At 46.7% G+C, this 24867-nt stretch carries 23 protein-coding genes, 17 tRNA genes and 2 rRNA genes; 36 read left to right on the forward strand and 6 right to left on the reverse strand.

Annotated elements, in window-relative coordinates:
- The 19 genes from KJS57_RS07570 to KJS57_RS07660 form a co-directional block, all read left to right on the forward strand.
- A 23S ribosomal RNA gene (locus KJS57_RS07570) occupies window positions 1-227 on the forward strand; the annotation flags it as partial.
- A gap of 60 nt (window positions 228-287) precedes the next feature.
- Window positions 288-404 (forward strand): 5S ribosomal RNA (rrf, locus tag KJS57_RS07575).
- 58 nt (window positions 405-462) lie between these two features.
- Window positions 463-539, forward strand: a tRNA-Ile gene (locus KJS57_RS07580).
- A 40-nt stretch (window positions 540-579) separates the two neighbouring features.
- Window positions 580-655 (forward strand) — tRNA-Ala (locus KJS57_RS07585).
- A 4-nt stretch (window positions 656-659) separates the two neighbouring features.
- Window positions 660-732: transfer RNA gene (locus KJS57_RS07590), tRNA-Asn, on the forward strand.
- Between the two features lie 74 nt (window positions 733-806).
- Window positions 807-898 (forward strand) — tRNA-Ser (locus tag KJS57_RS07595).
- 21 nt (window positions 899-919) lie between these two features.
- Window positions 920-994, forward strand: a tRNA-Glu gene (locus tag KJS57_RS07600).
- A gap of 77 nt (window positions 995-1071) precedes the next feature.
- Window positions 1072-1147 (forward strand) — tRNA-Val (locus KJS57_RS07605).
- Between the two features lie 37 nt (window positions 1148-1184).
- Window positions 1185-1258: transfer RNA gene (locus tag KJS57_RS07610), tRNA-Met, on the forward strand.
- Window positions 1259-1290: 32 nt separating this feature from the next.
- A tRNA-Asp gene (locus KJS57_RS07615) sits at window positions 1291-1367 on the forward strand.
- 24 nt (window positions 1368-1391) lie between these two features.
- Window positions 1392-1464, forward strand: a tRNA-Lys gene (locus tag KJS57_RS07620).
- A gap of 11 nt (window positions 1465-1475) precedes the next feature.
- Window positions 1476-1559 (forward strand) — tRNA-Leu (locus KJS57_RS07625).
- Window positions 1560-1564: 5 nt separating this feature from the next.
- Window positions 1565-1639: transfer RNA gene (locus KJS57_RS07630), tRNA-Gly, on the forward strand.
- A 6-nt stretch (window positions 1640-1645) separates the two neighbouring features.
- A tRNA-Arg gene (locus KJS57_RS07635) sits at window positions 1646-1722 on the forward strand.
- 25 nt (window positions 1723-1747) lie between these two features.
- A tRNA-His gene (locus tag KJS57_RS07640) sits at window positions 1748-1823 on the forward strand.
- A 21-nt stretch (window positions 1824-1844) separates the two neighbouring features.
- Window positions 1845-1919 (forward strand) — tRNA-Gln (locus KJS57_RS07645).
- 30 nt (window positions 1920-1949) lie between these two features.
- Window positions 1950-2029 (forward strand) — tRNA-Leu (locus KJS57_RS07650).
- A gap of 8 nt (window positions 2030-2037) precedes the next feature.
- Window positions 2038-2114: transfer RNA gene (locus KJS57_RS07655), tRNA-Pro, on the forward strand.
- Window positions 2115-2122: 8 nt separating this feature from the next.
- Window positions 2123-2193, forward strand: a tRNA-Gly gene (locus tag KJS57_RS07660).
- 83 nt (window positions 2194-2276) lie between these two features.
- On the opposite strand, the gene KJS57_RS07665 is transcribed toward KJS57_RS07660, so the two are convergent.
- The 3 genes from KJS57_RS07665 to KJS57_RS07675 are packed head-to-tail and all read right to left on the reverse strand — an operon-like array spanning window position 2277 to window position 4140.
- Window positions 2277-2861, reverse strand: a complete 585-nt coding sequence (locus KJS57_RS07665; RefSeq protein WP_213654290.1) for a TetR/AcrR family transcriptional regulator — start codon at window positions 2859-2861, stop codon at window positions 2277-2279.
- Window positions 2862-2911: 50 nt separating this feature from the next.
- Entirely contained in the window at window positions 2912-3691 is a 780-nt protein-coding gene (locus KJS57_RS07670) for a DNA alkylation repair protein (RefSeq protein ID WP_213654291.1), read from the reverse strand.
- On the reverse strand, window positions 3688-4140 hold the full coding sequence (locus KJS57_RS07675) for a VOC family protein (protein WP_213654292.1): 453 nt from the start codon (window positions 4138-4140) through the stop codon (window positions 3688-3690). Before KJS57_RS07675 ends, KJS57_RS07670 begins: the two co-directional genes overlap by 4 nt.
- Window positions 4141-4337: 197 nt before the next feature.
- Here KJS57_RS07675 and KJS57_RS07680 point away from each other — a divergent pair, with 197 nt between their 5' ends.
- From KJS57_RS07680 to KJS57_RS07690, 3 genes are read left to right on the forward strand one after another with little or no spacing between them, the layout of a single operon-like run.
- Window positions 4338-4748: a YvaD family protein gene (locus KJS57_RS07680; RefSeq protein WP_213654293.1), complete on the forward strand. Its 411-nt coding sequence runs from the start codon at window positions 4338-4340 to the stop codon at window positions 4746-4748.
- Window positions 4745-5338, forward strand: a complete 594-nt coding sequence (locus tag KJS57_RS07685; protein ID WP_213654294.1) for a TetR/AcrR family transcriptional regulator — start codon at window positions 4745-4747, stop codon at window positions 5336-5338. Before KJS57_RS07680 ends, KJS57_RS07685 begins: the two co-directional genes overlap by 4 nt.
- Window positions 5335-5697, forward strand: coding sequence for a DMT family transporter (locus KJS57_RS07690; protein ID WP_213654295.1), 363 nt, complete (start codon window positions 5335-5337; stop codon window positions 5695-5697). Before KJS57_RS07685 ends, KJS57_RS07690 begins: the two co-directional genes overlap by 4 nt.
- A 440-nt stretch (window positions 5698-6137) precedes the next feature.
- Here the strand turns inward: KJS57_RS07690 and KJS57_RS07695 are convergent, their stop codons facing one another.
- Complete coding sequence (locus tag KJS57_RS07695; RefSeq protein WP_213654296.1) at window positions 6138-6443, reverse strand: hypothetical protein; 306 nt, start codon at window positions 6441-6443, stop codon at window positions 6138-6140.
- Window positions 6444-6609: 166 nt separating this feature from the next.
- Window positions 6610-7353, reverse strand: a complete 744-nt coding sequence (locus KJS57_RS07700; RefSeq protein WP_213654297.1) for an NADPH-dependent oxidoreductase — start codon at window positions 7351-7353, stop codon at window positions 6610-6612.
- 161 nt (window positions 7354-7514) lie between these two features.
- Between KJS57_RS07700 and KJS57_RS07705 the strand changes: the two genes are divergently transcribed.
- The 5 genes from KJS57_RS07705 to KJS57_RS07725 all read left to right on the forward strand — a co-directional run bounded on the left by KJS57_RS07705 (window position 7515) and on the right by KJS57_RS07725 (window position 12013).
- Entirely contained in the window at window positions 7515-8015 is a 501-nt protein-coding gene (locus KJS57_RS07705; protein WP_213654298.1) for a MarR family transcriptional regulator, read from the forward strand.
- 108 nt (window positions 8016-8123) lie between these two features.
- Complete coding sequence (locus KJS57_RS07710) at window positions 8124-8957, forward strand: alpha/beta fold hydrolase (protein ID WP_213654299.1); 834 nt, start codon at window positions 8124-8126, stop codon at window positions 8955-8957.
- A complete protein-coding gene (locus KJS57_RS07715; protein WP_213654300.1) occupies window positions 8944-9315 on the forward strand; it encodes a PAS domain S-box protein in 372 nt (123 codons plus the stop codon). The genes KJS57_RS07710 and KJS57_RS07715 overlap by 14 nt, the downstream gene beginning before the upstream one ends.
- A gap of 123 nt (window positions 9316-9438) precedes the next feature.
- Window positions 9439-10401, forward strand: coding sequence for an amidohydrolase family protein (locus tag KJS57_RS07720; RefSeq protein WP_213654301.1), 963 nt, complete (start codon window positions 9439-9441; stop codon window positions 10399-10401).
- Window positions 10402-10513: 112 nt separating this feature from the next.
- Window positions 10514-12013: a glycoside hydrolase family 43 protein gene (locus tag KJS57_RS07725; protein WP_213654302.1), complete on the forward strand. Its 1500-nt coding sequence runs from the start codon at window positions 10514-10516 to the stop codon at window positions 12011-12013.
- A gap of 2 nt (window positions 12014-12015) precedes the next feature.
- Here the strand turns inward: KJS57_RS07725 and KJS57_RS07730 are convergent, their stop codons facing one another.
- On the reverse strand, window positions 12016-12876 hold the full coding sequence (locus KJS57_RS07730) for a helix-turn-helix domain-containing protein (protein ID WP_213654303.1): 861 nt from the start codon (window positions 12874-12876) through the stop codon (window positions 12016-12018).
- 204 nt (window positions 12877-13080) lie between these two features.
- Between KJS57_RS07730 and KJS57_RS07735 the strand changes: the two genes are divergently transcribed.
- The 9 genes from KJS57_RS07735 to KJS57_RS07775 all read left to right on the forward strand — a co-directional run bounded on the left by KJS57_RS07735 (window position 13081) and on the right by KJS57_RS07775 (window position 24786).
- Window positions 13081-14781 (forward strand): ABC transporter substrate-binding protein, encoded by a 1701-nt coding sequence (locus KJS57_RS07735; RefSeq protein ID WP_213654513.1) that lies wholly within the window; start codon window positions 13081-13083, stop codon window positions 14779-14781.
- A 163-nt stretch (window positions 14782-14944) separates the two neighbouring features.
- On the forward strand, window positions 14945-16774 hold the full coding sequence (locus KJS57_RS07740; RefSeq protein ID WP_244861445.1) for a sensor histidine kinase: 1830 nt from the start codon (window positions 14945-14947) through the stop codon (window positions 16772-16774).
- Window positions 16762-18342: a response regulator gene (locus KJS57_RS07745; RefSeq protein WP_211022501.1), complete on the forward strand. Its 1581-nt coding sequence runs from the start codon at window positions 16762-16764 to the stop codon at window positions 18340-18342. Before KJS57_RS07740 ends, KJS57_RS07745 begins: the two co-directional genes overlap by 13 nt.
- 120 nt (window positions 18343-18462) lie before the next feature.
- Window positions 18463-19782 carry an extracellular solute-binding protein gene (locus KJS57_RS07750; RefSeq protein WP_211022500.1) on the forward strand — a complete coding sequence of 440 codons (1320 nt, stop codon included), beginning with the start codon at window positions 18463-18465 and terminating at the stop codon, window positions 19780-19782.
- Between the two features lie 70 nt (window positions 19783-19852).
- The gene (locus KJS57_RS07755) at window positions 19853-20722 is read left to right on the forward strand and encodes a carbohydrate ABC transporter permease (protein WP_211022499.1); all 870 of its coding nucleotides are present in this window, start codon (window positions 19853-19855) and stop codon (window positions 20720-20722) included.
- 11 nt (window positions 20723-20733) lie between these two features.
- A complete protein-coding gene (locus KJS57_RS07760; protein ID WP_211022498.1) occupies window positions 20734-21591 on the forward strand; it encodes a carbohydrate ABC transporter permease in 858 nt (285 codons plus the stop codon).
- Between the two features lie 34 nt (window positions 21592-21625).
- Complete coding sequence (locus tag KJS57_RS07765; protein WP_213654304.1) at window positions 21626-23113, forward strand: alpha-N-arabinofuranosidase; 1488 nt, start codon at window positions 21626-21628, stop codon at window positions 23111-23113.
- A gap of 37 nt (window positions 23114-23150) precedes the next feature.
- Window positions 23151-24125 (forward strand): aldo/keto reductase family protein, encoded by a 975-nt coding sequence (locus tag KJS57_RS07770; protein WP_213654305.1) that lies wholly within the window; start codon window positions 23151-23153, stop codon window positions 24123-24125.
- Window positions 24126-24159: 34 nt separating this feature from the next.
- Window positions 24160-24786 carry a polysaccharide deacetylase family protein gene (locus KJS57_RS07775; RefSeq protein ID WP_213654306.1) on the forward strand — a complete coding sequence of 209 codons (627 nt, stop codon included), beginning with the start codon at window positions 24160-24162 and terminating at the stop codon, window positions 24784-24786.
- Window positions 24787-24867: the final 81 nt, after the last annotated feature.

Below are 24867 nucleotides of genomic sequence, written 5' to 3' on the forward strand. Positions count from 1 at the left end.
ACCGGGATGGACGCACCGCTGGTGCACCAGTTGTTCCGCCAGGAGCATAGCTGGGTAGCTACGTGCGGACGGGATAAGCGCTGAAAGCATCTAAGCGTGAAGCCCCCCTCAAGATGAGATTTCCCAACTAGTAAGACCCCTTGAAGACCACGAGGTTGATAGGCCTGAGGTGGAAGTGCAGCAATGTATGGAGCTGACAGGTACTAATCGGTCGAGGGCTTATCCAAATTTCTAATGCAAACTCAAGTTTCGTATCCAGTTTTCAAGCGATTAAGATGCTTGAACCGTTTGGTGGCGATGGCGGAGGGGTTCCACACGTACCCATCCCGAACACGACCGTTAAGCCCTCCAGCGCCGATGGTACTTGGACCGAAGGGTCCTGGGAGAGTAGGACGCCGCCAAGCAAACCCCTTGTGGGGGATTTTTTTTGCCTAAAATTCTACATATATAATCATTTTAAATGGGCCCTTAGCTCAGTTGGTTAGAGCGCACCCCTGATAAGGGTGAGGTCGGTGGTTCGAGTCCACTAGGGCCCACCATCTAACCCATCATCATACTCCATGTATTTGTAATAAGTTTGGGGCCATAGCTCAGCTGGGAGAGCGCCTGCCTTGCAAGCAGGAGGTCAGCGGTTCGATCCCGCTTGGCTCCACCATTGTTCCCTGATAGCTCAGTTGGTAGAGCACTCGACTGTTAATCGAGTTGTCACAGGTTCGAGTCCTGTTCGGGGAGTCCATTCCCCAGAAAGTGTGAATAGCTTCGATGTCTATTCCGGACGCTTTCTGGGGACTCTAACCAAATACTGTGGAGAGGTGTCCGAGCTGGCCGAAGGAGCACGATTGGAAATCGTGTAGGCGTCACAAGCGTCTCGAGGGTTCGAATCCCTCTCTCTCCGCCATAATTTCACTTTCATAAACAAGGCCCGTTGGTCAAGGGGTTAAGACACCTCCCTTTCACGGAGGTAACAGGGGTTCGAATCCCCTACGGGTCACCAACACACCCCAAAAAGTGAAGTCAAGCTCTGTGGTGTAATCCGATTACTTTTCGGGGACCCCAGACATTCATGATTTCGGAGGCTTAGCTCAGCTGGGAGAGCATCTGCCTTACAAGCAGAGGGTCGGGGGTTCGATCCCCTCAGCCTCCACCATAGTTTACTTTGACAAGTAAATATTCATTTTAACTGACGCGGGGTGGAGCAGCCCGGTAGCTCGTCGGGCTCATAACCCGAAGGCCGTAGGTTCAAATCCTGCCCCCGCAATTATCCCTTTAGGGATGAAGATTTACCAGTGTGGAGCCGTGGTGTAGAGGCCTAACATGCCTGCCTGTCACGCAGGAGACCGCGGGTTCGAATCCCGTCGGCTCCGCCATTTTTATTTTAGATTTCTTTATGAGAGCCATTAGCTCAGTTGGTAGAGCACCTGACTTTTAATCAGGGTGTCGAAGGTTCGAGTCCTTCATGGCTCACTTTTCAAAATGCGCGTGTGGCGGAATTGGCAGACGCACTAGACTTAGGATCTAGCGTCTTTGACGTGGGGGTTCAAGTCCCTCCACGCGCACCATCTTTGCGGACGTGGCTCAGCGGTAGAGCATCGCCTTGCCAAGGCGAGGGTCGCGGGTTCGATTCCCGTCGTCCGCTCCATCTTAAGCGCCCTTAGCTCAGCTGGATAGAGCGTTTGACTACGAATCAAAAGGTCAGGAGTTCGAATCTCTTAGGGCGCGCCATTCTTTTATCATTCGATTATGCATGGCGGTCGTGGCGAAGGGGTTAACGCACCGGATTGTGGCTCCGGCATTCGTGGGTTCAAGTCCCATCGATCGCCCCATTCATAACTTTGAAACAGTGTTGGGGATTAGCCAAGCGGTAAGGCAACGGACTTTGACTCCGTCATCCATAGGTTCGAATCCTATATCCCCAGCCATTTTTAACATTGTAGTAAATATTGATAAATGCCGGTGTGGCGGAATTGGCAGACGCGCGCGACTCAAAATCGTGAGGGAAACCGTGGGGGTTCGAGTCCCTTCACCGGCATCATTTATCGGGATGTAGCTCAGCTTGGTAGAGCACCTGGTTTGGGACCAGGGGGTCGCATGTTCAAATCGTGTCATCCCGACCATTATTTTTGCGGGTGTAGTTCAATGGTAGAACTCCAGCCTTCCAAGCTGGTAGCGTGGGTTCGATTCCCATCACCCGCTTATGACAAGCAAGAAAACACACTTCCCTTTGAAAATATCAGTGGGAAGTGTGTTTTTTTGCTTTCTATTGCATTCCATTCAACTTAACTCCTGAAACCATTCAACATATTGGAGATGATGACTTTGGTGTCCGCCAATGCTTGCTCATAATCCGGCATCTGTGCAATCCAGAGCGCAGATTCATTCAAGGCTCCAGATAGACAATGGGTCATGGCTTCAATCGAGCCCGGTTTGAGGCATCCTTGTTCCTCCATAATTTGCAGTTGCCCGTGTAGTAAGCGCATGGAGTTATGCTCGTCCATACTCCGCCAAGTCTCCCACCCCAATACAGCAGGTCCGTCCACGAGCATAATGCGTTTGTTCTGAGGCTCAACTGCGGCAGCTACAAAGGCAATGCACCCAAGAAGCAGCTGTTCCCAGACATCCTCACTTTTCGCCGCTTCCGTCTCTATTCGTTCTGCAACGTCTTTCTGAACCGATTCCAGTACCACGTGAAAGAGACCTTTTTTATTTTTAAAATGATGATAGAGTGCCCCTCGCGTTAGCCCGGACTCCTTGGCAATCTCCTCCAGGGAAGAGTCCGCATACCCGTGTTCGGTAAAATAACCTCTGGCCACTTCTATCAACCGGTTAATGGTTTCATTCGTTTCTTCTTTGTTTCTTCTCATACACGTTTTTCTCCTGTCTCGATCTCTTCTTACCCTTAATCAGACCGCTCTTAAAGCTTCTCCAAAAGTGCTATTGCCGCCGGATCTCCTGATTTCGTTAAGGATCGCAGTGAATGACGAATCATCCAGGTGCGATGCTCTCCCTCAAATTTCAAACGATCATTCAACCAGTTAAGTGTAATTTCCTTATAGTCTTTCGTTAAATCGTTTAAATGGTTAGCCACGGACTTTCTTACATAAAAGGAAGGATCCTCCCACAAGGGCTCCAGCAAGGCAAGATTATTAGCAGGGTCTCCCTTGATGACATGGATTCGTTTTGCCCAGGGAAGACGTGGACGTGTTCCTTCGCTGACTAAACGACGGACATGAGAGTTAGCATCACGTGACCATTGACTTAGCTGATCTAAAGTATCCTCAAGGTGAACTTCAAGATAAGGACGGAGGGCATATTCTGAAGTATGTCTTTTTGTGATCTCATATATAGCATGCATGGAAATATCGAAGTGCTCTAACCCATATTTCTCAACAAAATAGGCAACAGGCATTAGAAAATACCCATTATTGAACATTCCCTCTTCGGTTTCATTCTCCGGTCCAACAATATTTAATAGAATGCTCAGAGCTACCGAATAATCAGAGGGTAATGCTTGTCTTAATTGATCGGCAATGACGGCGACCCGGTCTTTTAATTCAAGTGATTCTACCCTATTTCTAACGGACTCGACGAATATTTCCGTAGGGAAATCAGGATAGTGCGGGCTGATCAATTTGGATAGACGAACGGCTAATTCTCCAGCAAAATAATGCTTTAATTGTACCGTAGTACTCATTCTATTTCACCATCGTTATTACTCAACCATACCTGCTCTGCATAATTAGCACTCTCCGTTTCCGAGGGAGGGATAATTTGTATAATATCAATTAACACACCATTAGGGTCGCTGGTTATGAAATGTCTCTGTCCAAATTCTTCATTACGAATATCGAGTTGCAGGGGCAGCTTCTCATCCAGAATAAGTCTCTTATACTCTGAATCCACATCATCTACTTCAAAGTTTAGAATCAAGCCTTGGACTCTTTTTTGGTAAACAGGGGGGATGGTAGGGTGAGATGCATCCAAGAGAGCTAATTCATAAGGGACTTTACCGTTAGTCATTCTAAGACTCACGTACCAGTCGGCTTCATATACCTTTTCGAATTGAAAATAGGTCGAGTAAAAAGTTGAACTCAAGGCAACCTTCTCCGTCAATATAACAGGATAGAAGCTTGTAGTAATCATTGGTAAACATCTCCTTTATCCTAAATATGGACTCATCTTAACATACATACAGTATGTATGTAAATACACTCGTAGTTAGTTTCCGGCTAATCGATAGTGAGGTTGATTAGCTGAAACTCGGAATGTATAATGGAAAACAGGGAAAACATAATTTATTAATTGTTTTCCAGGCTATGTGCGTGGGAGAGAATAAAGCGATGGGAAGAACATTAAAGACCGCCATGCTCGTCACGGATGTGGGATTTGTGGCGTACTGGCTTATCGTATTTCTTAATCTGCTGCCGAAGGACTATCTCTACAAGGATTATGACAATGAAATGATGGTGGCCTGGAATCTATCGTTTATTCCTCTGGATCTGTTGATTTCTTGTACCGGGTTAATGAGCATCTATTTGTATCGGAAACGGCCGCAATTTGGAATCTCTTTATGTATCATTTCGTTATCGCTTACGTTTTGTTCAGGTTTGCAAGCAATCGCGTTCTGGGGTCTGCGGCATGATTTTGATGCGTCGTGGTGGATACCGAATTTGTTTTTAATGATATACCCTCTGTTCTTCCTGCCTCGATTCGTTTGCAAAACTACAGCACGATTGGACGTGAACCCATGAAGGAAAGAATCACGGAAGTTGTAAGGGAAGAAATCATGAAGCGGGGGTTGAAATTTTCGCTTCGGGATATCGCTGCAAGTCTAGGGATGAGTACAAAGACGATATACCAATACTATGAGTCAAAAGAGCACATGATTAGCTACATCGTCGATCAATCCATTGCGGATATGCGGGAAGCCGAGCAGGAAGTGATGAACGATACGTCGTTGAATGCCGCCCAGAAACTGAGGATGGCTCTAGTTATTTTACCTCGCGGATTTGTATTTAAAGACGTTCATGTTTTTCATGATTTGAAACAACGGTATCCGCAACTGTGGCGTGAGGTGGATGCATATATAAAGCATGGATGGGATAACATCCGGATCTTGATCCAAGAAGGAGTAGCGGCAGGCATTCTGCGGCCCTTTCATGTCGAGCTATTCATCCAGACTTACATCGGAGCTTTGAATCAGCTTATGGATATACATGTTGCGAACAAGATCGAATTGTCTTTGGATAAGGTGTTGGTGCAAATGGTTGAGTTCTTGATGCAGGGAATCCTGGATGGAGGGCCCGAAGTGAAAAGCGGAGAAAGGAGCGGAGCGGAATGAAGCCGTACCTTTTTTTGCTGGTAGCGATTATTGGTGAACTGCTAGGTACATCAATGCTGAAGCTATCGAATGGATTTACGAAATTATATCCGAGCATCGCGACGGTTCTCTGTTTTGGGTTGGCGTTCTATATGCTCTCTCTGAGTCTGCAAAAGATCCCCTTAGGCATTGCTTACGCGATATGGTCGGGGGTTGGAACTATGGCTACGGTCATAATCGGGATTCTGATATGGAAAGAAAAAGTCGGGTTAATCACAGTTTTTGGCATTGCGTTCATTATTGCAGGCGTTGTATTGGTCAACCTTGGATCTTCTACTATGGAAAAAGAGGCTGTGCAGAACGTATCCTCGACGCAGTGAGTGATACGTGATACAGGCACGATTCGTCTCCATATGCAGTACAAAAAAACGGGCACCCTTGGTGTCCGTTTTTGTTTGTTCGTATGCAAGGAATCAGGTAAACCGTTTAAAAACATGTAAATGACACAATACTCTTTAGATCGACCCCCGTATACACCCACATTCTACCGGTCCATCTAAAACCTGCAACGGATGTTAAGCCTACAAAGGTCGGGAAGAACCAGAACGAGTTCCCATTTCTCAGCCACACGAATGTGTTGCGGAATAGGCAGCCGGAAATAGCTCCGGGGTCGACGGCGAACGTTGTAGCCTCGGGTTGCGGTGGTGTAAATTGCGGTGGAGGGGAAGATGGCGGCTGCTGAGCTCCTTGTGGTCCTTGAGGCGGTGTAAATGCCATAAGATAACACTCCTTATTGTTAAAAATGAAGGTTTGATCAGGCCTATATTAATGAAATGGCCAGTAGATTGAACAGTACCAGAGGTAAAATGACATCACTTTGGTAACCGGGAAAAAAGCCGCGACTAGTCCCATGGCTTGGAAGTTTTAAGTATAATATGCCTCTTTCGCAGTGGGTAAGTAACCCTTCAAAAACATCGCCATCAACGGTCTCCACCCGGACATACTTATTAACATAATTTTTGCTTATTTTGCCTATGTGATCCTGAACGGATTTTAAGGTTTGCATCGTAGGTGCGTCCATTCTGTACAGTGTTTGCTCTTGCTGCCCCATTTGCTGCAAGCTCATAATCATGACCTCCATCTTCGATTCGTCAGTTTCTCCATCGTATGCAGGAGCCCATAAGGGAGTGACATCCCCCCTGTAAGTTCGCCTCTACAGAATAAAAAGCCACAACCTATGAGATTGTGGCTTTTCGTTTCAGGCATTGGCTTGCGTGAAATTTTCCTTTCGGCTACTTCAAATCAAACCCTTTGCTCTTCACGTATTCCGTATATCCGCTGAGCGGTAAATCCTTCTCTAGCATGGATATGAATTTTCCGGACCAGCTTACCTTCCGCTTGTTATTGGTTCGCGCGCTGTAATATTCCTCGACTTCCCGATCATATTGTTCGACCTGTGATTTAAGATCGCGATTATACTGGTTTTCAAAAAATACGGCGGACCGAGGCAGCCGCGGCTTCTGCTCGGGGAACTCGTCGGGGACACCTACCGCAAGACCGGCTAAAGGAATGACGAAGTCCGGCAGATCAAGCCATTCGTCCAGAGCGGGCAGGGCCTCGTTAATACCACCGATGATCACGGCCCCGAGCCCCATCGATTCGGCCGCCAGGTTGGCATTTTGCAGGGCCAGTGCGGCACTCAGTACTGCGGTTTGATAAAAATACGAATAGCCCAGGTTGGAGCTAACCTTTTCTTGTTGATCCGGGTTGGCGGCCAGCATTAAGCGGTGAAGATCGGTGCAAAAAATATAGAAGTACCCGCATTCCTCAATCCAAGGATTATTTGAATGGACCGCAATCTTCTTCCGCAGCTCCCGATCTGTGATGCCGATCATTGAGAATGGCTGCAGATGCGCGGAAGTGGGTGCCATTTGCGCCGCATCGACAATGGCTTCGATCTGTTCGCCGGTCAACGGAATATTTTTAAACTTGCGGATAGAGCGATGCTGGCGGATTACTTGTAAAACCTCATTCATTTCGTTTCCCTCCATATTCATGGTTTTCATAGAAGCCGCAGCAAGACTCTCTTTTGCCTTATGGTTTCCTTGGAAACCATAATAACAAGAAAAGGATATCGCGTCAAATAGTTTCTTAGGAAACCATGTTATAATAAAAAGAAAAAAGGTAGGCCTGCCTTATGCCATATAAGAATGATGATATGCTCGAGCTCAAAAACCGCATCGAAAATTCAATGTACCGGATTCTCATTAGCGAAAGCGAGGAGGACCAGGATCGTCTTTGGCTTATGGAACGGATCTCCGACGAAAGGCTAAAAGGGCTGCTACCCCACCTGTCCGTGTCAAGCCTTCACGTGCTGGATGTTATTCATTTGCATGACAGCATTAAAGGGATCGACATCGCCCGCGATATGGGCATAACGAAAGGCGCTGTTTCGAAAATCACCCGCAAACTGCTGGATCAGGGTCTAATTCGAAAAACTCAGCTGCCGGACAATCAGAAGGAAGTTTATTTTTCCGTGACCCCGCTGGGTGACGAATTGGCCGGACTGCATCGGCTATTTCACGAGGAGAAGGATCAAAAAGTGACGAAGCTGTTGGCCAGTTTCGATACGGCGTCGCTCGAGATCGTGGCGGATTTTCTCGAGAAGCTGGCGGGTATGCATCATACATCTTCATAACAACTGTTGATCGTTACGCTGCCCGCCGGTTGCGGGATTTTCATCTATGTTATACTTATCCTACAGGAAGAGGTTTCATAGTACATCTAGAAAAGGAGGTTTCTCATTTTGGCCAAGGATATTATGACGCGTAATCAAGTAAAGATAAAAGGAAATGGGGAACAGCCGCTTATTTTTGGACATGGTTTTGGCTGTGATCAGAATATGTGGCGCTATGTTTCCCCGGCGTTTGAAGAGAACTTTAGAGTTATCTTATTTGATTTCACCGGTGCCGGCAATTCGGATATTACGGCATATGATCCGGTAAAGTACAGCGATCTTTATGGCTATGCGGAAGATACGCTGGAAATTTGCGAGGCGCTGGATTTGAAGAATCCGATCTATGTAGGTCATTCCGTTGGTGCCACGATCGGCATGCTTGCGTCCATCCGTAAGCCGGAGTACTTCAAAGACTTGATTCTCATCGGCGCCTCTCCTTGTTATATCAATGATTTACCTGATTATGTCGGAGGATTTGAAAGAGAAGATATTGAGGAACTTTTGGGTATCATGGATCAGAATTTTGTACAATGGGCTGAAGTTTTCGCCCCGATCATTATGGCCAATGGTGAACGTCCTCATTTGTCGGGAGAATTGAAAGACAGCTTCTGCTCCATGGAGCCGGAAATTGCCCGCCAGTTCGCCAGAGCTACCTTTCTATCCAACCACAGAAATGAACTGCCAAGCGTCTCTGCTCCTTCCTTGATTTTGCAGTGCTCCGAAGATGCGATAGCGCCTCTGGAAGTAGGGGCTTACATGCATGATAAAATTCAAGACAGCGTGCTTAAAATTATGGATGCCACCGGGCACTGCCCGCATATGAGCCATCCGGAGGAGACGATCTCCCTTATATCAGAATATTTGGAGTTAAAAGGTCGCGTTACTGTTCATGGACTATTTTGATGAACGACCTGGCCGTACCCGCTTAGCGTCTCTTTCAATGGATCAGGATCAGTGTATTTCCAGTATAAACGAAGCTTTTAGACAAACCCTTGGTTACACTATCAACGGACTCCAGGGCGCCAAGCTCGAATCCTTGCTCACTCGTTCCAGCCGCATCTTCTACCAAATTTACTTCTTGCCTATGATAAAGTTAAATGGAGAAATCAAAGGGATGCAGTTGTCTTTTAAGTCAAACATTGGTGAGAGCGTACCGATGACGGTGGATGTGGTTTCCAGAGTAACCGAGGGTCAAGAGATATACAACGTTTTTCTTGCCCCCTTACAACAGAAATTCGATAATAATAACGGCGAAGGTTAATGAGAAACTCAATTTAACCCGAATCCGGTTCACAAAAAACCCACAGCACTTAAGGCTGTGGGTTTTAATTAATGTAATATATGGATGGTTCTCTACTTCAAAACGTTGAAGGGGTTGTTGGGAGTGTCACTTCATTTTGAGGAATCCGCTATAAAACGTAATTTTATAGATAGCCTGGTGGATGGATCACTTAAGGGATTGCAGGCCATACCAAAGAGCGATTTGCACAACCACGCCGGTCGCGGCGGAAATATCAAATATATAAGCGAGTGGGCCAACGTTGGCATTCAACCGCCAACAGAGCCTTTTCAATCGTTACACGACATGCAGAGCTGGTTTGATGAACATGTGAAACGGCATTGCTCCGGCATGCAAGGTTATTTAAAACGGATTGAGGCTTCTTTTGTGCAGGCAGCAGAAGACCATATCGAAATATTGGCGTTAAGCTTCGGGCTCGATGAGATTGATAATTTGGGAGGGATGGATTCTTTTTCGCGGATCATGGATGATTTTCATCGTCGTTATGCTCCTCAAACGAAATTTTTACCCGAGCTGGCCTTGGATCGAGCCTGTCATGTAGAAGAAGTGCTTGGACGACTGGATGCTGTATTGGCTTGCCAATGGTTCCGGTCGACCGATATCTGCGGCGATGAATTTGCCCAGCCTATCGCATGCTTCAAGTCAATTTACAGAGCAGCAAAAGCTGCGGGACTGACCCTGAAAGCTCACGTGGGGGAGTTTGGCACCGCCGATCACGTCATGGAGGCCGTCGAGGAGTTGGAGCTTCAGGAGGTCCACCATGGGATTGCGGCAGTCAGTTCGCCTCAAATCATGAGTTGGTTATCTCGGAATCAGATTCAACTGAATGTGTGTCCGACAAGCAATATTATGCTCGGCGTGGCTGAGAGTTATGGCACCCATCCCATTCGTAAGCTATATGAACATGGAATCCCGGTGACCATAAATACCGACGATTTATTGATCTTTAACCAAAGTGTATCTCAGGAATATATGAATCTTTATAAATCCGGTTTGATGACACCCGAGGAGCTCAACGAGATTCGTCTGACAGGTTTGAAAAGGTAAAAGTTCACCCCATGTCTAGATCATGCTAGTTGCATGACTTTAAAGTGAAGGTTTTATATCATGGCGTAAAATATAATGGGATTGAAAATAGATTTAGACAGGAGTGCAATGGATGCAGTTTATCAATCCCGTGATCCCTGGCTTTCACCCTGACCCCAGTATTTGCCGGGTCGGTGACGATTATTATTTGGTTACGAGCTCATTTGAATATTTTCCCGGAGTGCCTATTTTTCATAGCAAGGATCTGGTCCATTGGCGGCAGATCGGCCATTGTTTAACGACCGAAGACCAGCTGACGCTTGGGAATATAAGAAGTTCCGGGGGCATATATGCTCCGACCCTCCGTTATCATAAGGGCTGGTTTTATATGGCGACCACCAATGTAGGCGGAATCGGGAACTTCTATGTGAAAACGATGAATCCGGAAGGACCCTGGTCGAAGCCGATTCAGGTTGCTCAGGACGGCATAGATCCTTCCCTTTTGTTCGACGATGACGGACGCGTGTATTTTCAGTCTGCACGTAATGGCGGTATATATCAATGCGAGATCGATATTGAAACCGGAAGCATGTTGACCGAGAGTCGCTTGATCTGGACAGGATCGGGCGGGGCACATCCCGAAGCGCCACATTTATTCAAAATCAATGGTCTGTATTATTTGATGATCGCCGAAGGCGGTACCGAATATGGCCATATGGAGACTATTTCCAGAAGCGGTGATCCGTTTGGGCCGTATGAGTCTTGTCCCCATAATCCTATTCTTTCAAACCGGAGCATGGATAGCAAGATACATGCTACAGGACATGCGGATCTGGTCCAAGCCCAGGACGGCAGCTGGTGGGCAGTTTGCTTGGGAATAAGACCCGTCTCCTATCCATATCGGCACCATCTGGGAAGAGAAGTTTTCCTTGCGAATGTAACCTGGACGGCGGGCGGATGGCCGATCATTGGGAACTCCGGACATATTCACCCCCTCATGGAGGGTCCTAATTTACCGGAAGTTCATTGGCCGGAAAAACCGATCAGAGACGACTTCGACCAATCCCGGCTGGGAATGGAGTGGACTTTTTTACGAAATCCTCACATAAGCTGTTGGTCGTTGGAAGAACGTCCGAGTTATCTTGTTCTTTATGGCAATTCAACGTCATTGAACGATATAGGTTCCCCGGCTTTTGTCGGACGGCGACTTTGTCATTTCACCAGCCATATTAGGGCGGCGATGGAATTTGACCCGTTGCACGATGGGGAAGAGGCGGGTTTAACCGTGTATATGAATGAGAAATATCATTACGACCTTGCCGTAAGGCGCGACAGAGGACGGAAAGTAGTCGTTTTTCGCCGGACGGTCGGCTCGATGAAAGTAGAGGAGAGGCTCGACTGCCCAGAGGGAGTGATCGAGCTTCAAATTAAAGCTTTTCCCGAGAGGTTCGAGTTGTCACTCCGAACGATGGATTCGAAGAGTGTTGAGATAGGATGGGGCGAAACTCATTTACTCTCGACAGAAGTAGCGAGCGGTTTTACCGGCGTGTTTATGGCGATGTATGCCGTGAGTGAATCGGAGCAAGCAACCCCTGCATATTTTGATTGGTTTGATTATGAACCGGTGAATTAAATTCACCGGTTCTTTCGGTAGGCTTGCGGGGACATCCCGTAAGCCTTTTTGAATTGGCGCGCCAGATAGTTACTGTCGTTAAATCCGCATGCGTAGGAGATGTCCGTTACAGAAAGATGGGTCTGTTTCAAGAGCATGCAGGCTCTTTCAAGCCGAAGTCGTTGAAGATAAGCAATCGGTGTCGTCTGATAATAGGCTTTAAAAATCCGGTTTAAGTGTCTTATGGAAATATTCGATTTCGCAGCAACTTCCTCCAAGGCAATTGGCTCGAGATAGTGGTCTTCAATATAGGAGACCGCATTCGCCAGGTGGATCAGACCGTTGTCCAAGCCGCGTTCCCCATTGTCATAGTGTCTGGACAAATAGACAACGAGTTCCATAAAGCGCGAAGCGAGCAAGGTTTGATGGCCGGGAAGCTTGGCCTCGTATTCTCCGACCATGAAGGAGATGAGGGACGCAACATACTCCAGACTTGATATCGATAAATTTAATTTGCTTTTATAGGTGGTGATATTCCGATAAAACGGCTCCAGAATGAAAAGCGCCTGAAATCCATTTAACGTCCGGAGATCCGGGCCGGCGGATTCCAGCATCTCGGGTTTGTACATAATGTTGCAAATTTTAAAATCCTGAGGCTCTTTATAAGCATGAGAAGTACTGCCGTTAATAACAAAGACGTTACCCTTTTTGATAAATGACTCTTCGTTATTGACGATATGAGTAGCATGTCCGTTCAGAACAATGACTAATTCGGAGAAATCTACGTGACTATGATCAAAGGTGTCCTCCTCATGTCCTCCATATTGAATGAAAAAAGGGAAATGCTCATCCCTCGTAAACCAGTTTAAATAGACATCCGTCAAAATGATCACCGCCTGCTATGGCTAAGTTTATGTCTATATCATGCTATTGAATGACTTGAAAATCAAGGTTTGCTCATAAATGATGCGATAGAATGAGGAATGTAAGCAGGGCCGAACTCGCTGGGAGTTATGGCTTATAGCCACTAAAGAAAGCGTATTCACCAAGGTTGTACCGAGAAATATACAGGGGGAAAGGATGATTTGATGCGAAGCTTGAACAAGAAATTTGGAGTTCTGTTGTTGGCAAGTATGCTGCTCGTTACGGCAGGCTGCGGCAATTCGGGAAATAAAGCTGTGAATTCAGGGAATTCAACTAGCGGAGACGATAATAGCCCGATCTCATTTACCTTTTTTGGAGCCGATGCGAACCCGAGTTGGAACAACATGAAGGATGATGTGGGCAAGGAAATTACAGCTAAAACCGGAGTCACCCTCGAAGCGGAGTTTGATGTAGGTAGCGGCGGCGGTCAGGACAAAATCTCTTTGATGGCGGCAAGCGGCGATTATCCCGATCTCATATACGCCAAGGGCGAGCTCGGTAAGCTGGTGGATTCCGACGCGATTATAGATCTTACGGATCTGATCGAGGAGCATGCCCCGAATATCAAGAAGATTATGAGCGAAAATATGAATCGTTTGAAATATAGCAATGAAGACCAGGCCATTTATGCGATCCCGACCAATATCGGAGTGGGCCAGCAATATTTTGACGCTACGAATGGCTTTCAAGTTCAGCATCGCGTATTGAAGGAACTGGGTTATCCGGAAATCAGAACGATCAATGATTTTGAAAATGTGCTAAGAGAATATGCGGAGAAGCACCCGACCACAGACGGGCAACCAACAATTCCGCTTACGCTGAATGCGGATGGCTGGAAAATGCTAATTACGGTCACCAATCAGGCCAATAATACGACAGGCGGGATGAATGACGGTGAATATCATGTAGATCCCGAAACCTATGAGGCGATGCTTCACTATAAACGACCGGTAGAAAGGGAATATTTTCGCTGGTTGAACAAGTTGTACAATGATGGATTGCTAGATAAAGACTCTTTTGTGCAAAAGGAAGATCAATATAAGGCGAAAATCGCAAGCGGGCGTGTGCTGGGCTTAACTTCGGTGGACTGGGAATACGGCGAAGCCGAAAATGCCTTGAAAGCTGCAGGCAAATACGAATACACGTATGCGCACTTTCCGGTTACGCTGAGCGAAGAATACAAGGATCATGCCATGCAATCTTTCGGGGTTGACGGTTACGGCATTAGCATTACGACCGCTTGTAAGGATCCGGTCCGTGCGATCAAGTTCCTCGACTGGCTGGCCTCAGATGAGGGTCAAGTGCTTAGAAACTGGGGGATCGAGGGTAAGCAATATAACGTAGAGAACGGTACCCGCGTCATTCCTGAAGATGTTCTCAACAAAAAAGTCAATGATGCCAGCACTTTTACCAAAGAAACGGGTGTCGATTTGTATACGACCCTCGCTCCACGGTACGGGGATGGCGTTAAAGATGCCACAGGCAATTACTATACAACCAATTTTCCGGAGCAAATCATCGCCAAATATTCGGATGTTGAAAAAGAGACATTAGCCGCTTATAAAGCAACGACATGGAAGGATCTGTTCCCTAGCGAAGATGAGCTTCCTGTCAAAGAGTGGGGCGCTTTGTACAACATGCAGGTTCCAACGGACGGAGACTACCAGGTCATTTATCAAAAGACTCAGGATATCATCCAAAAAAGAATTCCGGAGGCGATTTTGGCCAAAGCGGATAAGTTCGACCAGGTTTATGACGACTTCCTCGCCGAGTTGGATAAAGTCGGAGCCGAGAAGATGGAGGAGGAATATACGGAATTGGTAAAAGCGAGAGTTTCGCTCTTTACGGGCAAGGAAATAAAATAGAGTTGATAGAATATATGGTTTAAGACACGTAAGAGCACGGACCCGACGGTCCGTGCTCTTCATGTTCATGTCGAATTCTCATTGTCCGAAATTAAGAGTTATGGCTATAATGGGATTTAATTATTTGGCATTGAATATGACATAAGTGGCGGAGGAGCGAAAAGTGATAGAACGGATGACAAGAAGCGTAAAATCAATATTTTATGGCAAACCGAGAAAACTGGCATTCAAAATACCCTTCGCCTATTTTTTAGTCATCTTGTTTACGGTGGGGTTCAGCTATCTGGTCATGAATCAAATAGCCACGAATACAGCGCAGAAGAAAATTAATGAGGCGTCATTACAGACCATAACCTCTATACAGACCAACGTGGATTTAATGATCGAAAACGTTAATAACTATTCTAAAATGATATTTTCGGATCATAATCTGCAAAACCTGTTAAGACAGGGGGACGTGTATGCCAACCTTCAAACCCAGTCTAAGGTCAGCGCTTACTTGTATAATCTTATGCAAGCGGTTCCTATTATTGACTCGGTCAATATTTTCGATAATTCCGGTCATCGGTTTTCGGTTGGAACAGAGGAATTGCCGACTTTTATGGATGCGAACATAGAGGATGCTCCCTGGTATGAGCAAGTGGTACAGAATAAAGGGAAGTATATCTTGAGACTAAACGGCAGTGGAACCTTTCAGAAGGGGACCACGGATGATAATTTCGTATCCTTCATTCGTTTGATCCGGGACATTGATGATACCTCCCGCCTCGGAATCCTCGTTATTAATATCAAAGACGATGCATTTGTCCAGGCTTATTCCAGTTTGCTCGATCAGAATTCATTGGAAATTGCGATTTTGGATGAAAACAATCAAATTATCGTAGCCGATTCCACGGAAGATCAAAGTGATGCAGTCTTTAAAGAGCTCCTGACAACGAACAAAGATACGCTGGAGCAACAATTTCAGCAAGGAAATTCAGGGGTTCTTACAATGAGCTCGGATTCGCAGAAATATAGTGTTTCTTATCTTTCGGACGGACAGGATCATTGGAAATTCGTGAGCATCATGCCGCATAACTCCATTGAGTCACGAAACAAGTCGATCGTGCTGTTGGCGCTGATCCTGCTGGTGATTAACGGGACGATCTTCTTTGTAAGCTCATTCGTCATTTCGCGCAGTATTATCAATCCGATCCATAAGCTTTTGCGTTCCATGAACAAGGCCCCGAGCGGCAACTTTATGAAAGTTAATGTGGAGTTGAACAGTTATGAATTTGAACAGCTCTACAACGGCTACAATCAGATGATTGAACAAATCGATCAATTGTTGAAGCGCGTTATTGAGGAGCAGAGAACCATTCGTAAGGCGGAATTAAGTACACTGCAATCCCAGATCAAACCGCACTTCTTATATAACACGCTGGATTCCATTACTTCCTTGGCGCTGTCCGGGTTAAACGATCAGGTGTGTTATCTGATTGAAGCATTGGGAAGCTATTATCGGATGAGTGTCAGCAAAGGAAAAGACGTAATCACGGTCGGTGAAGAAATTGAGATCGTTCGAAACTATTTAAAAATCCAAAATGTACGTTACCAGGATGTTTTTGAGGCTCAATTTGACGTAGACGAAGACTGTTATCAGTCCCCGATTCCCAAACTGGTGCTGCAACCATTGGTTGAGAATAGCCTTTATCATGGCATACGACCCAAAGGTGTGAAAGGAACGATACGAATCAGCGCACGAAATTCAGAAGGAGCAGTGATCCTATCCATAGCTGATGACGGTGTCGGCATGTCAGAGGAAGAAATTACGCAAATTCTCTATACCGAAAGAAAGGGTGAAATCAAGAGCTTTGGACTGTGGGGAACCATGGAACGCTTGCGAATTTTTTATGGGGATAAAGACTGTGTAACCATTGAGAGCGAACCCGGAAAGGGAACGATTATAACGCTAATCATACCGAATGGAGTTGATGCATCATGGGAAAATTGAAGGTTTTGATCGTTGACGATGAACATCTGATACGTAATCTGATTAGAATGCGAATTGATTGGGAAAGCCAAGGTCTGATAATCGTAGGGGAAGCCTCCAATGCACATGAAGCGATGGATATGGTGGATGAGCTTAGACCCGATATCATTTTCACAGACATTTATATGCCGTACATTAACGGAATTGAGTTTAGCGGCAAGGTACTAGAGAAATATCCGGATATCAAAATAGTGGTCGTTACCGGCCACGATGAGTTTGAGTATGCCCAACAGAGTATCAAAATTGGAATTTCGGATTTCATTCTAAAACCGATTCATGCTTCAGATCTGCTCCATGTGACCGCCAAGTTAACGCAGAAGATTTATGAGGAACGGACGCGAAATCAAGAACTGGAGAGGCTGAAGAAAGACCTGGAGAGGAATTTCCCGTATCTCAGGGAGAAATTCCTCTATCAATGGTTAGAAGGTGCTCTTTCAAAAGAGGAAATCCATGAAAAGGCGGAGTATTTCAAACTGCCTGTGTTTTTCAGCGGTGGTACCTATCAAATTGCCGTGATAGAAATCTCTCCGATATCAGAGAAGCAGACAGAGGAACAGTTGATTCTGTTGGGAATGGAGTGCAGGAACAAGATAGAAACGTTCTATAAGGATGATTCCCGGGTGATGATTATTCCAGATACCCGAAATCAAATGGTGATCATTTCATTCAGCCAGACAACGCATCTTGTCAGCGATTGCGAATCGATTCAGGCCACTTTGCTCAAATCGTACAAATGCTTGGTGAACATCGGGATCGGGCGAAGACGCGATAAAATGCAAGAAGCGCACCTGGGGTATCAGGAAGCCTGTCGTGCAATTCACTACAAAGCGTTCGTCGGACATAATCAGGTAGTTTGCTTTGAGGATATCGTGGACAACCGGGAAGAGTACTATCGGTCTAATCCGGAGCTTCTTCAGCAACTGCAGTTCTGCATCAGTGTCGGTTCGTCCGAGCGGGCGACGGAGATTCTTGAGCAAATATTCAATGTTTCGTTCTCCGGTGTATCACAATTCCGGATGGCGGCGATGGATGTCATTACCGAATGTCAGCGGGCGGCGATGGAGCAGCAGATCGAAGATGAACAAGCGCAGAATGCGGAAACCCTGGTCTCGATTCTCACGGCAGACAATCTTCCGGAATTGATGAACATACTGGAAAGGTATGTCCTTTACGTTTGCCAAACGATTCATTCGAAATTCCAAACCAAAGAAGGCAACCTGATCAGCCAGGTGAAAGAGTATCTGGAGAATCATATGAGTGATCCCCAGGTTGGATTGGCCAGTACCGCTGCCGCATTCTTTATCAGTCCAGGCCATTTGGGACGGCTTATGAAGAAGGAGACGGGGCAGACCTTTGTGGAGTATCTTACCCATGTTCGCATGAAAAGAGCTGAAAACCTTCTGAAAACGACTGATTTAAAAGGATACGAGGTTGGTGAACAGGTAGGAATCCCGGACCCGCACTATTTCAGTGTTCTCTTTAAGAAAACGACCGGCAGGTCTATGAATGAGTATCGGAACGGAAAATGACGGGTAAAGAGATGTTCGAATTTTAAAAGACGATGTGCGGATTTTGAATGGAGTTATTAAGGGTACTTCCCTAAAATGACTACTAGAAGCAGCGATTTCACAAATAGGGAGGTCAAAGAGATGAAAGCGTTATTAAAAAAATCATTGAGCATTATTCTGGCGGTAGGGATTGCAGGAAGCCTGGCCGCATGCTCCTCGGATTCGTCCGGTGGGAAATCTTCGGGCAAGGATGGAAGCGGTTCCATAAAGTTGACACTATGGGATCAGTCGGTTGGTAATACGGATCCATCGGCTAAATTGTTGCCGCAAATTATTGAGAAATGGAATAGTGAGCATCCAAATATCCAAATTGAACGCACAGGCACAACCGGCGAACAGTATAAGACCAAAATCAAGACCTCATTAGCCGCAAGCGAAGCGCCTGACCTGTTTTACGGTATGGGTGGCGGCAGCTTCATGCAGCCTTATATTGAATCCGGAAATGTTCTTGAAATCACCAACTATTTAACGGACGACGTGAAGTCGAGAATGGCCCCAGGAATGTCGGAAGCCATTGAAGTGGATGGGAAAATCTATACACTGCCCGTTTACACCCACATTGCAAATCTTTTTGTGAATACCGAGTTGTTCGATAAAGCGGGAGCCCAAATCCCGACGACTTATACAGAATTGCTGGATGCCGTAGAGAAATTGAAGGCAGCGAACATTACTCCGGCTCTCATTGGAGAGAAAGACCGGTGGCCTGGGATGTACTGGTACGACATTATTGCCATGCGGCAAGCAGGGAATGAAGCGGTCATCGAAGCGTTTAAGGATCCATCCAAATGGAATTCGCCGGATTTCATTGCTGCAGCTACCAAAATGCAGGAGCTGGCAAAGGCAGGCGCCTTCAACAGCAGTATGTTCAGCATGAGCTATGATGAAATGCTGGGTGCGTTTAATGCGGGTAACGGAGCCATGATGTTCCAGGCGAACTGGGTGAATGCCGGCATCGAAGATGACTCCTCGGCCGTTAAAGGCAAGGTAAAAGTAATTCCTTTCCCGGTTTTTGAAGACGGTAAAGGGAAGAACACTGAAATTTTCGGCGGGGCGGTCGATGGTTTCTATGTCAGCAGCACCACAAAGCATCCGAAGGAAGCCGTTGAGTTCCTTATGTATTTAAGCGAGCAACTTGGTACGCAGGGCTTTCTTGCCGGAGCAGGTCTTCCTAGCTGGAACATTGATGGCCTTGATACTTCAGGCCTTTCCGAACTCGACAAATCTGCTGCAGACATCATGAAAACAGCTACCTCGTTTATCGCATGGTGGGATAATATTCTTCCGGCCGAATCTGCGGAAACCCACAAAAACCTAATTGCACAACTCTTGGCGGACGATATCACTCCAGAGGAATTCTGCAAACAAATGGCACAGCTTAAACCGACGGAACTAAGTCTCTAATCCTTGAATAAACCCAAACGAGATGTGGTCAGGGACTGTCCCTGACCACATCTTTGAGAGGAGAACCATAATGAATTCTGTATTTTCCAACAAGAAGGCTATTGCTATATTTGTCCTGCCTACCCTCCTCATATTCTGTGGAATTGTATTAGTTCCGATCTTCGTTTCCAGCTACTATAGTTTATTGGATTGGAATGGCGTCGGCAAAGGTGCGTTTATTGGACTGGATAATTATAAAGAGATGTTCACGGATACACGGGCACTAAATTCCATCAAAAATTCCATGCTGTTTGCGGCAGCGTCTATTTTCATTCAGTTGCCGATCTCTCTTGTACTTGCCCTTATACTGGCATCCACGATCAAGGGTGAAGGGTTTTACCGTACGGTATATTTCATTCCGGTGTTGATTTCGACCGTTGTAATCGCTCAACTGTGGTCCAAAATCTATAATGCGGATTATGGCCTTTTAAACTGGTTGCTCGAGAATATAGGTCTTGCAAATTTGGCACAAGACTGGCTTGGACAAAAGGATACTGCGCTTGTCGCTTCTTTTATTCCGACGCTTTGGCAGTACGTGGGTTACCATATGTTGCTGATGTATGCCGGCGCCAAATCGATTTCGCAGGATATTTTTGAAGCGGCTAAAATTGACGGAGCTTCCCCTATACGGACTGCATTTTCCATTACAATTCCGTTAATGCGCCCTATTCTCAAAGTGTGTCTTGTCTTCTCGGTAATCGGAGCATTTAAAGTGTTCGACCTCATTTATGTATTGACTGGCGGAGGGCCTTTATTTACCACGGAGGTGCCGAGCACGCTGATGTATACCACCATATTTGATACTTACAGATATGGCTATGGCAGTGCGATATCCGTCTTTATTATATTGGAATGCTTAATATTTACAGTCATCATTAATAAGTTTTTCAAAACAGAATAGGGGGGAGCAAAGTGAGTACTGCAAAAGGGCTGTTGCAAAGAAGGCCAAACTTCATTGGGAAAATACTACTGCAAGGGTTTTTAATCATTGTAACGATCATACAAATTTACCCCCTTATCTGGTTGGCATTTTTCTCACTGAAAGACAATAGTGAAATATTCAGCGGCGATGTCGTGGGGCTTCCGAAGAAATTCCTCTGGAGCAACTATGCTAAGGCATTATCGGACGGTCATGTATTAAATTATTTTTTTAACAGCGTGTTAGTAACTGCCGCTTCCATCATCCTTGTATTGATCTTGTCCGCAATGACGGGGTATGCCATTTCGAGAATGAATTGGAAGTTAAGCAACTTAACGATGACGCTGATCCTCCTCGGGATGATGGTCCCGATTCATGCAGCTCTGTTACCGCTGTTTATGGTTCTGAAGAACTTGCATTTATTGAATACCTATTGGTCCCTGATTATTCCTTATGTCGCCTTTGGTATCCCGCTCGCGGTGTTCATCCTTAGCAGCTTCTTTAAGGGAGTGCCCCGCGAAATGGAAGAGTCGGCGGTGATGGACGGATGCGGGATTTACAAAACCTTTTTTTCGATTATGTTGCCGCTGGTCAGTCCAGCTATAGCGACGGTGGCGATATTTACATTCCTGGCTTGTTGGAACGAGTTAATGTTTGCGACGACCTTCATCAATAATGAATCCTATCAGACTTTGACGGTAGGGATGATGTCGATGGTCGGGACCTATATTACGCAATGGGGAATTATTGGAGCGGGACTCATGATCGCTACAATCCCAACGATAATTATCTATTTGCTGCTCAACAAACAGGTGCAGAAGAGTATGATCGCAGGCGCTGTCAAAGGATAAGGGCCGAAAGAAAGACTAGAAGGGAGTTATTAAGATGAAAGCAACGATTACGGTCAATACCGATCAGACTTCGGGTACGATCAGCCGTCATATTTACGGGCATTTCGCCGAGCATCTCGGCCGCTGCATCTACGAAGGCATCTGGGTGGGCGAAGACTCACCGATCCCGAATACCCGCGGTATCCGGAACGATGTTCTGGAGGCTTTGCGCAACCTCAGCATACCGGTGCTTCGCTGGCCGGGCGGGTGCTTTGCCGATGAGTATCACTGGAAGGACGGCGTCGGCCCGAGGGAACAGCGCAAACGCATGGTCAATACAAACTGGGGCGGCGTCGTGGAGAACAACCACTTTGGCACGCATGAGTTTTTCGATCTGTGCGAGCTGCTGGATACAGAGCCGTATATCTGCGGGAATGTCGGCAGCGGTACGGTTCAAGAGATGCAGGAATGGGTCGAGTACATGACCTTTGACGGTGAATCACCGATGGCGGACTGGCGGAAGGCGAACGGCCGGGAGAAGCCCTGGAAGCTGAAATATTTCGGGGTAGGAAATGAGAACTGGGGTTGCGGCGGCAACATGCGGGCGGAGTATTACGCGGACGAATACCGCCGGTTCCAGACGTATGTCCGGAATTATGGCGAGAATCGCGTTTATAAAATTGCCGGCGGAGCCAACGTCGACGACTACCACTGGACGGAGACGCTGATGCGTGAAGCCGGCGGGCATATGGATGGCCTCAGTCTGCATAACTATACGGTACCGGGTGGATTTGAAGTTAAACGTCCGGCGCTGGGATTCGATGAAGCGGAATGGTTCGAGACGATGCAGTTAGCGCTCCATATGGACGAACTCATTGTGCGACATTCGGCGATCATGGACCAATACGATCCGAAGAAACGGGTCGGCCTAATCGTCGACGAGTGGGGAACCTGGTTCCAGGTGGAGCCGGGTACGAATCCGGGCTTCTTGTATCAGCAGAACTCCCTGCGGGATGCGCTTGTTGCAGGTCTGCATTTCCACGTGTTCCATCGTCATTGTGATCGCGTCCATATGGCGAACATTGCCCAAACCGTCAATGTGCTGCAGGCGATGATTTTAACGGAAGGCGACAAAATGCTGCTGACGCCGACGTATCACGTGTTTGAGATGTTCAAGGTGCACCAAGATGCGGAGGCGCTTGCGCTTCATCTTGAGACGGGCGATTACCAAGTGGGCAGCGAATCGATTCCTCAGGTGAGCGCTTCGGCATCGAAGCGGCCGGACGGAACGATCGACATCAGCCTGTGCAACGTCGACCCGCACCGCCAGGCGGACGTATCTCTGCGGTTGCGCGGATTGGGCGGAGAATTGAATGTCAGCGCCCGGGTGCTGACTCACGAAGATATGAATGCTCATAACACATTCGATCAACCGGAGACCGTGAAGCCGCAGGTGTTCGACGGCGTCACGAGCCTAACCGTTGACGGCTTGTCGGCAACGCTGCCACCGATGTCCGTGGTAGTACTGACGTTACACTCATAAGTGGATCTTTTGACATGAATAGGGGGGTGTTGTTGCTGTGAAATACCGAAACCTTGGCAAATGGGGACTAAAAGTGAGTGAAATTGCTCTGGGAAGCTGGATGACTGATGTTCAAACCCCGGAATCAGTGGACACGGCGAAGAAGAGCATTAGACGCGCCTATGATCTTGGTGTTAATTTTTTTGACTGCGCAGATGCGTATAGCGGCGGACAAGCAGAAATTTTTCTCGGAAATATATTAAAGGAATTCGAACGGAGCTCCTTTGCAGTCTCAAGTAAAGTGTTCTTTCCGACCGGAAACGGAGTCAACGACAGAGGACTGTCCAGGAAGCACATCATCGAACAAATAGACAAGTCTCTTACAAATCTTCAAGTGGACTATTTAGATCTGTACTTTTGTCATCGGTATGATGAGAGCACCCCTTTGGAAGAAACTCTGCAAGCCATGAGTGATTTAGTCGCGCAAGGTAAGGTGCTGTATTACGGCGTAAGCGAATGGACGCCCGTACAGCTTACGGAAGCATTGTATCTTATCAAGGAGATGGGCCTTCGCCCCATGTCGGTCATACAGCCGCAATATAATATGATGGACAGATATATTGAGGACGAAATCATGGGGATCTGCCAGAAGCATGGATTGGGAATCGTTCCGTTCAGTCCGCTGTCACAAGGGCTTCTTACCGGCAAATACCGGAAAGGTCAGGTCATCCCCGAGGGTTCCCGGGCAACGCATCAGGCGGACAGGCAAATTAACAATCTCCTTACCGAGGATCATTTGGATAAGGTTGAAAGATTAATTCAAGTAGCGGAAGGATTGGGTACAAACCTTTCCGTACTTGCACTGGCATGGTGTCTTAGAAAACCTCAAATCAGCAGTCTGATCACCGGTGCTTCAAGACCGGAACAGATAGAAAACAATATTGCTGCAAGCGGATTTGAACTTTCGGAAGAAATATTAACTGAAATCGAGCACATTCTGGATTATAAACCCACGGTTCGTAAAATAGGTTAATGACGATTCATGACGAATCGAAAGGAGTAGCCTAATGACCACACTATCGCTGGTTCATAGAGTTTCAACCCGGGACAAGGCGGTCGCTTTTACATTCGACGACGGGCCGCATCCCTTGTATACTCGGCAGCTGCTGGATATTTTTCGCAAGGCGAACGGGAAAGCGACATTTTTTATGATCGGTCAGGAAATCGATGCGTTCGAAGACATTGCGGCGGAAGTCCATCAAGCCGGCCATGAGATTGCCAATCATACTTACTCGCACCCTGATTTGACCAAACTTACGCTGGAGGAAGCGCGGGCTGAAATTCAGCAGGCGGATGAAAGAATTCGTCAGATTACGGGACAACCCGTGTTGAGTTTTAGACCTCCGTATTTTGGCGTGAATGAGGACATTCTTTCACTTGCCGCAGAGTTTGGATATACCTCGATCGGCACTGTCAACGGCGAGGCGAAGGATTGGGAACAACCCGGAGTAGAGTTTATTTTGGATCACACGAGGCCTACGATTGAGAATGGCAGCATTTTTATGTTCCATGACGGGTATGGCGAACGGGCCCAGACGATTGAAGCTGTAAAAGTTTTGCTGGAAGAGCTTGCTGCCGAAGGGTATAGGTTCTTGACGGTGAGCGAGCTGTTGGAGCTTGCTGACCAAGCCTGAATGAAATAGGGCCCGAAGGTTATTCATAAGCGTGCCGGAAATATCAGAGGAGCGATCTCTTACAGGGGTAAGAGATCGCTT

This window comes from Paenibacillus vini (assembly GCF_018403325.1).
In the GTDB taxonomy this organism is placed as follows: domain Bacteria; phylum Bacillota; class Bacilli; order Paenibacillales; family Paenibacillaceae; genus Fontibacillus; species Fontibacillus vini.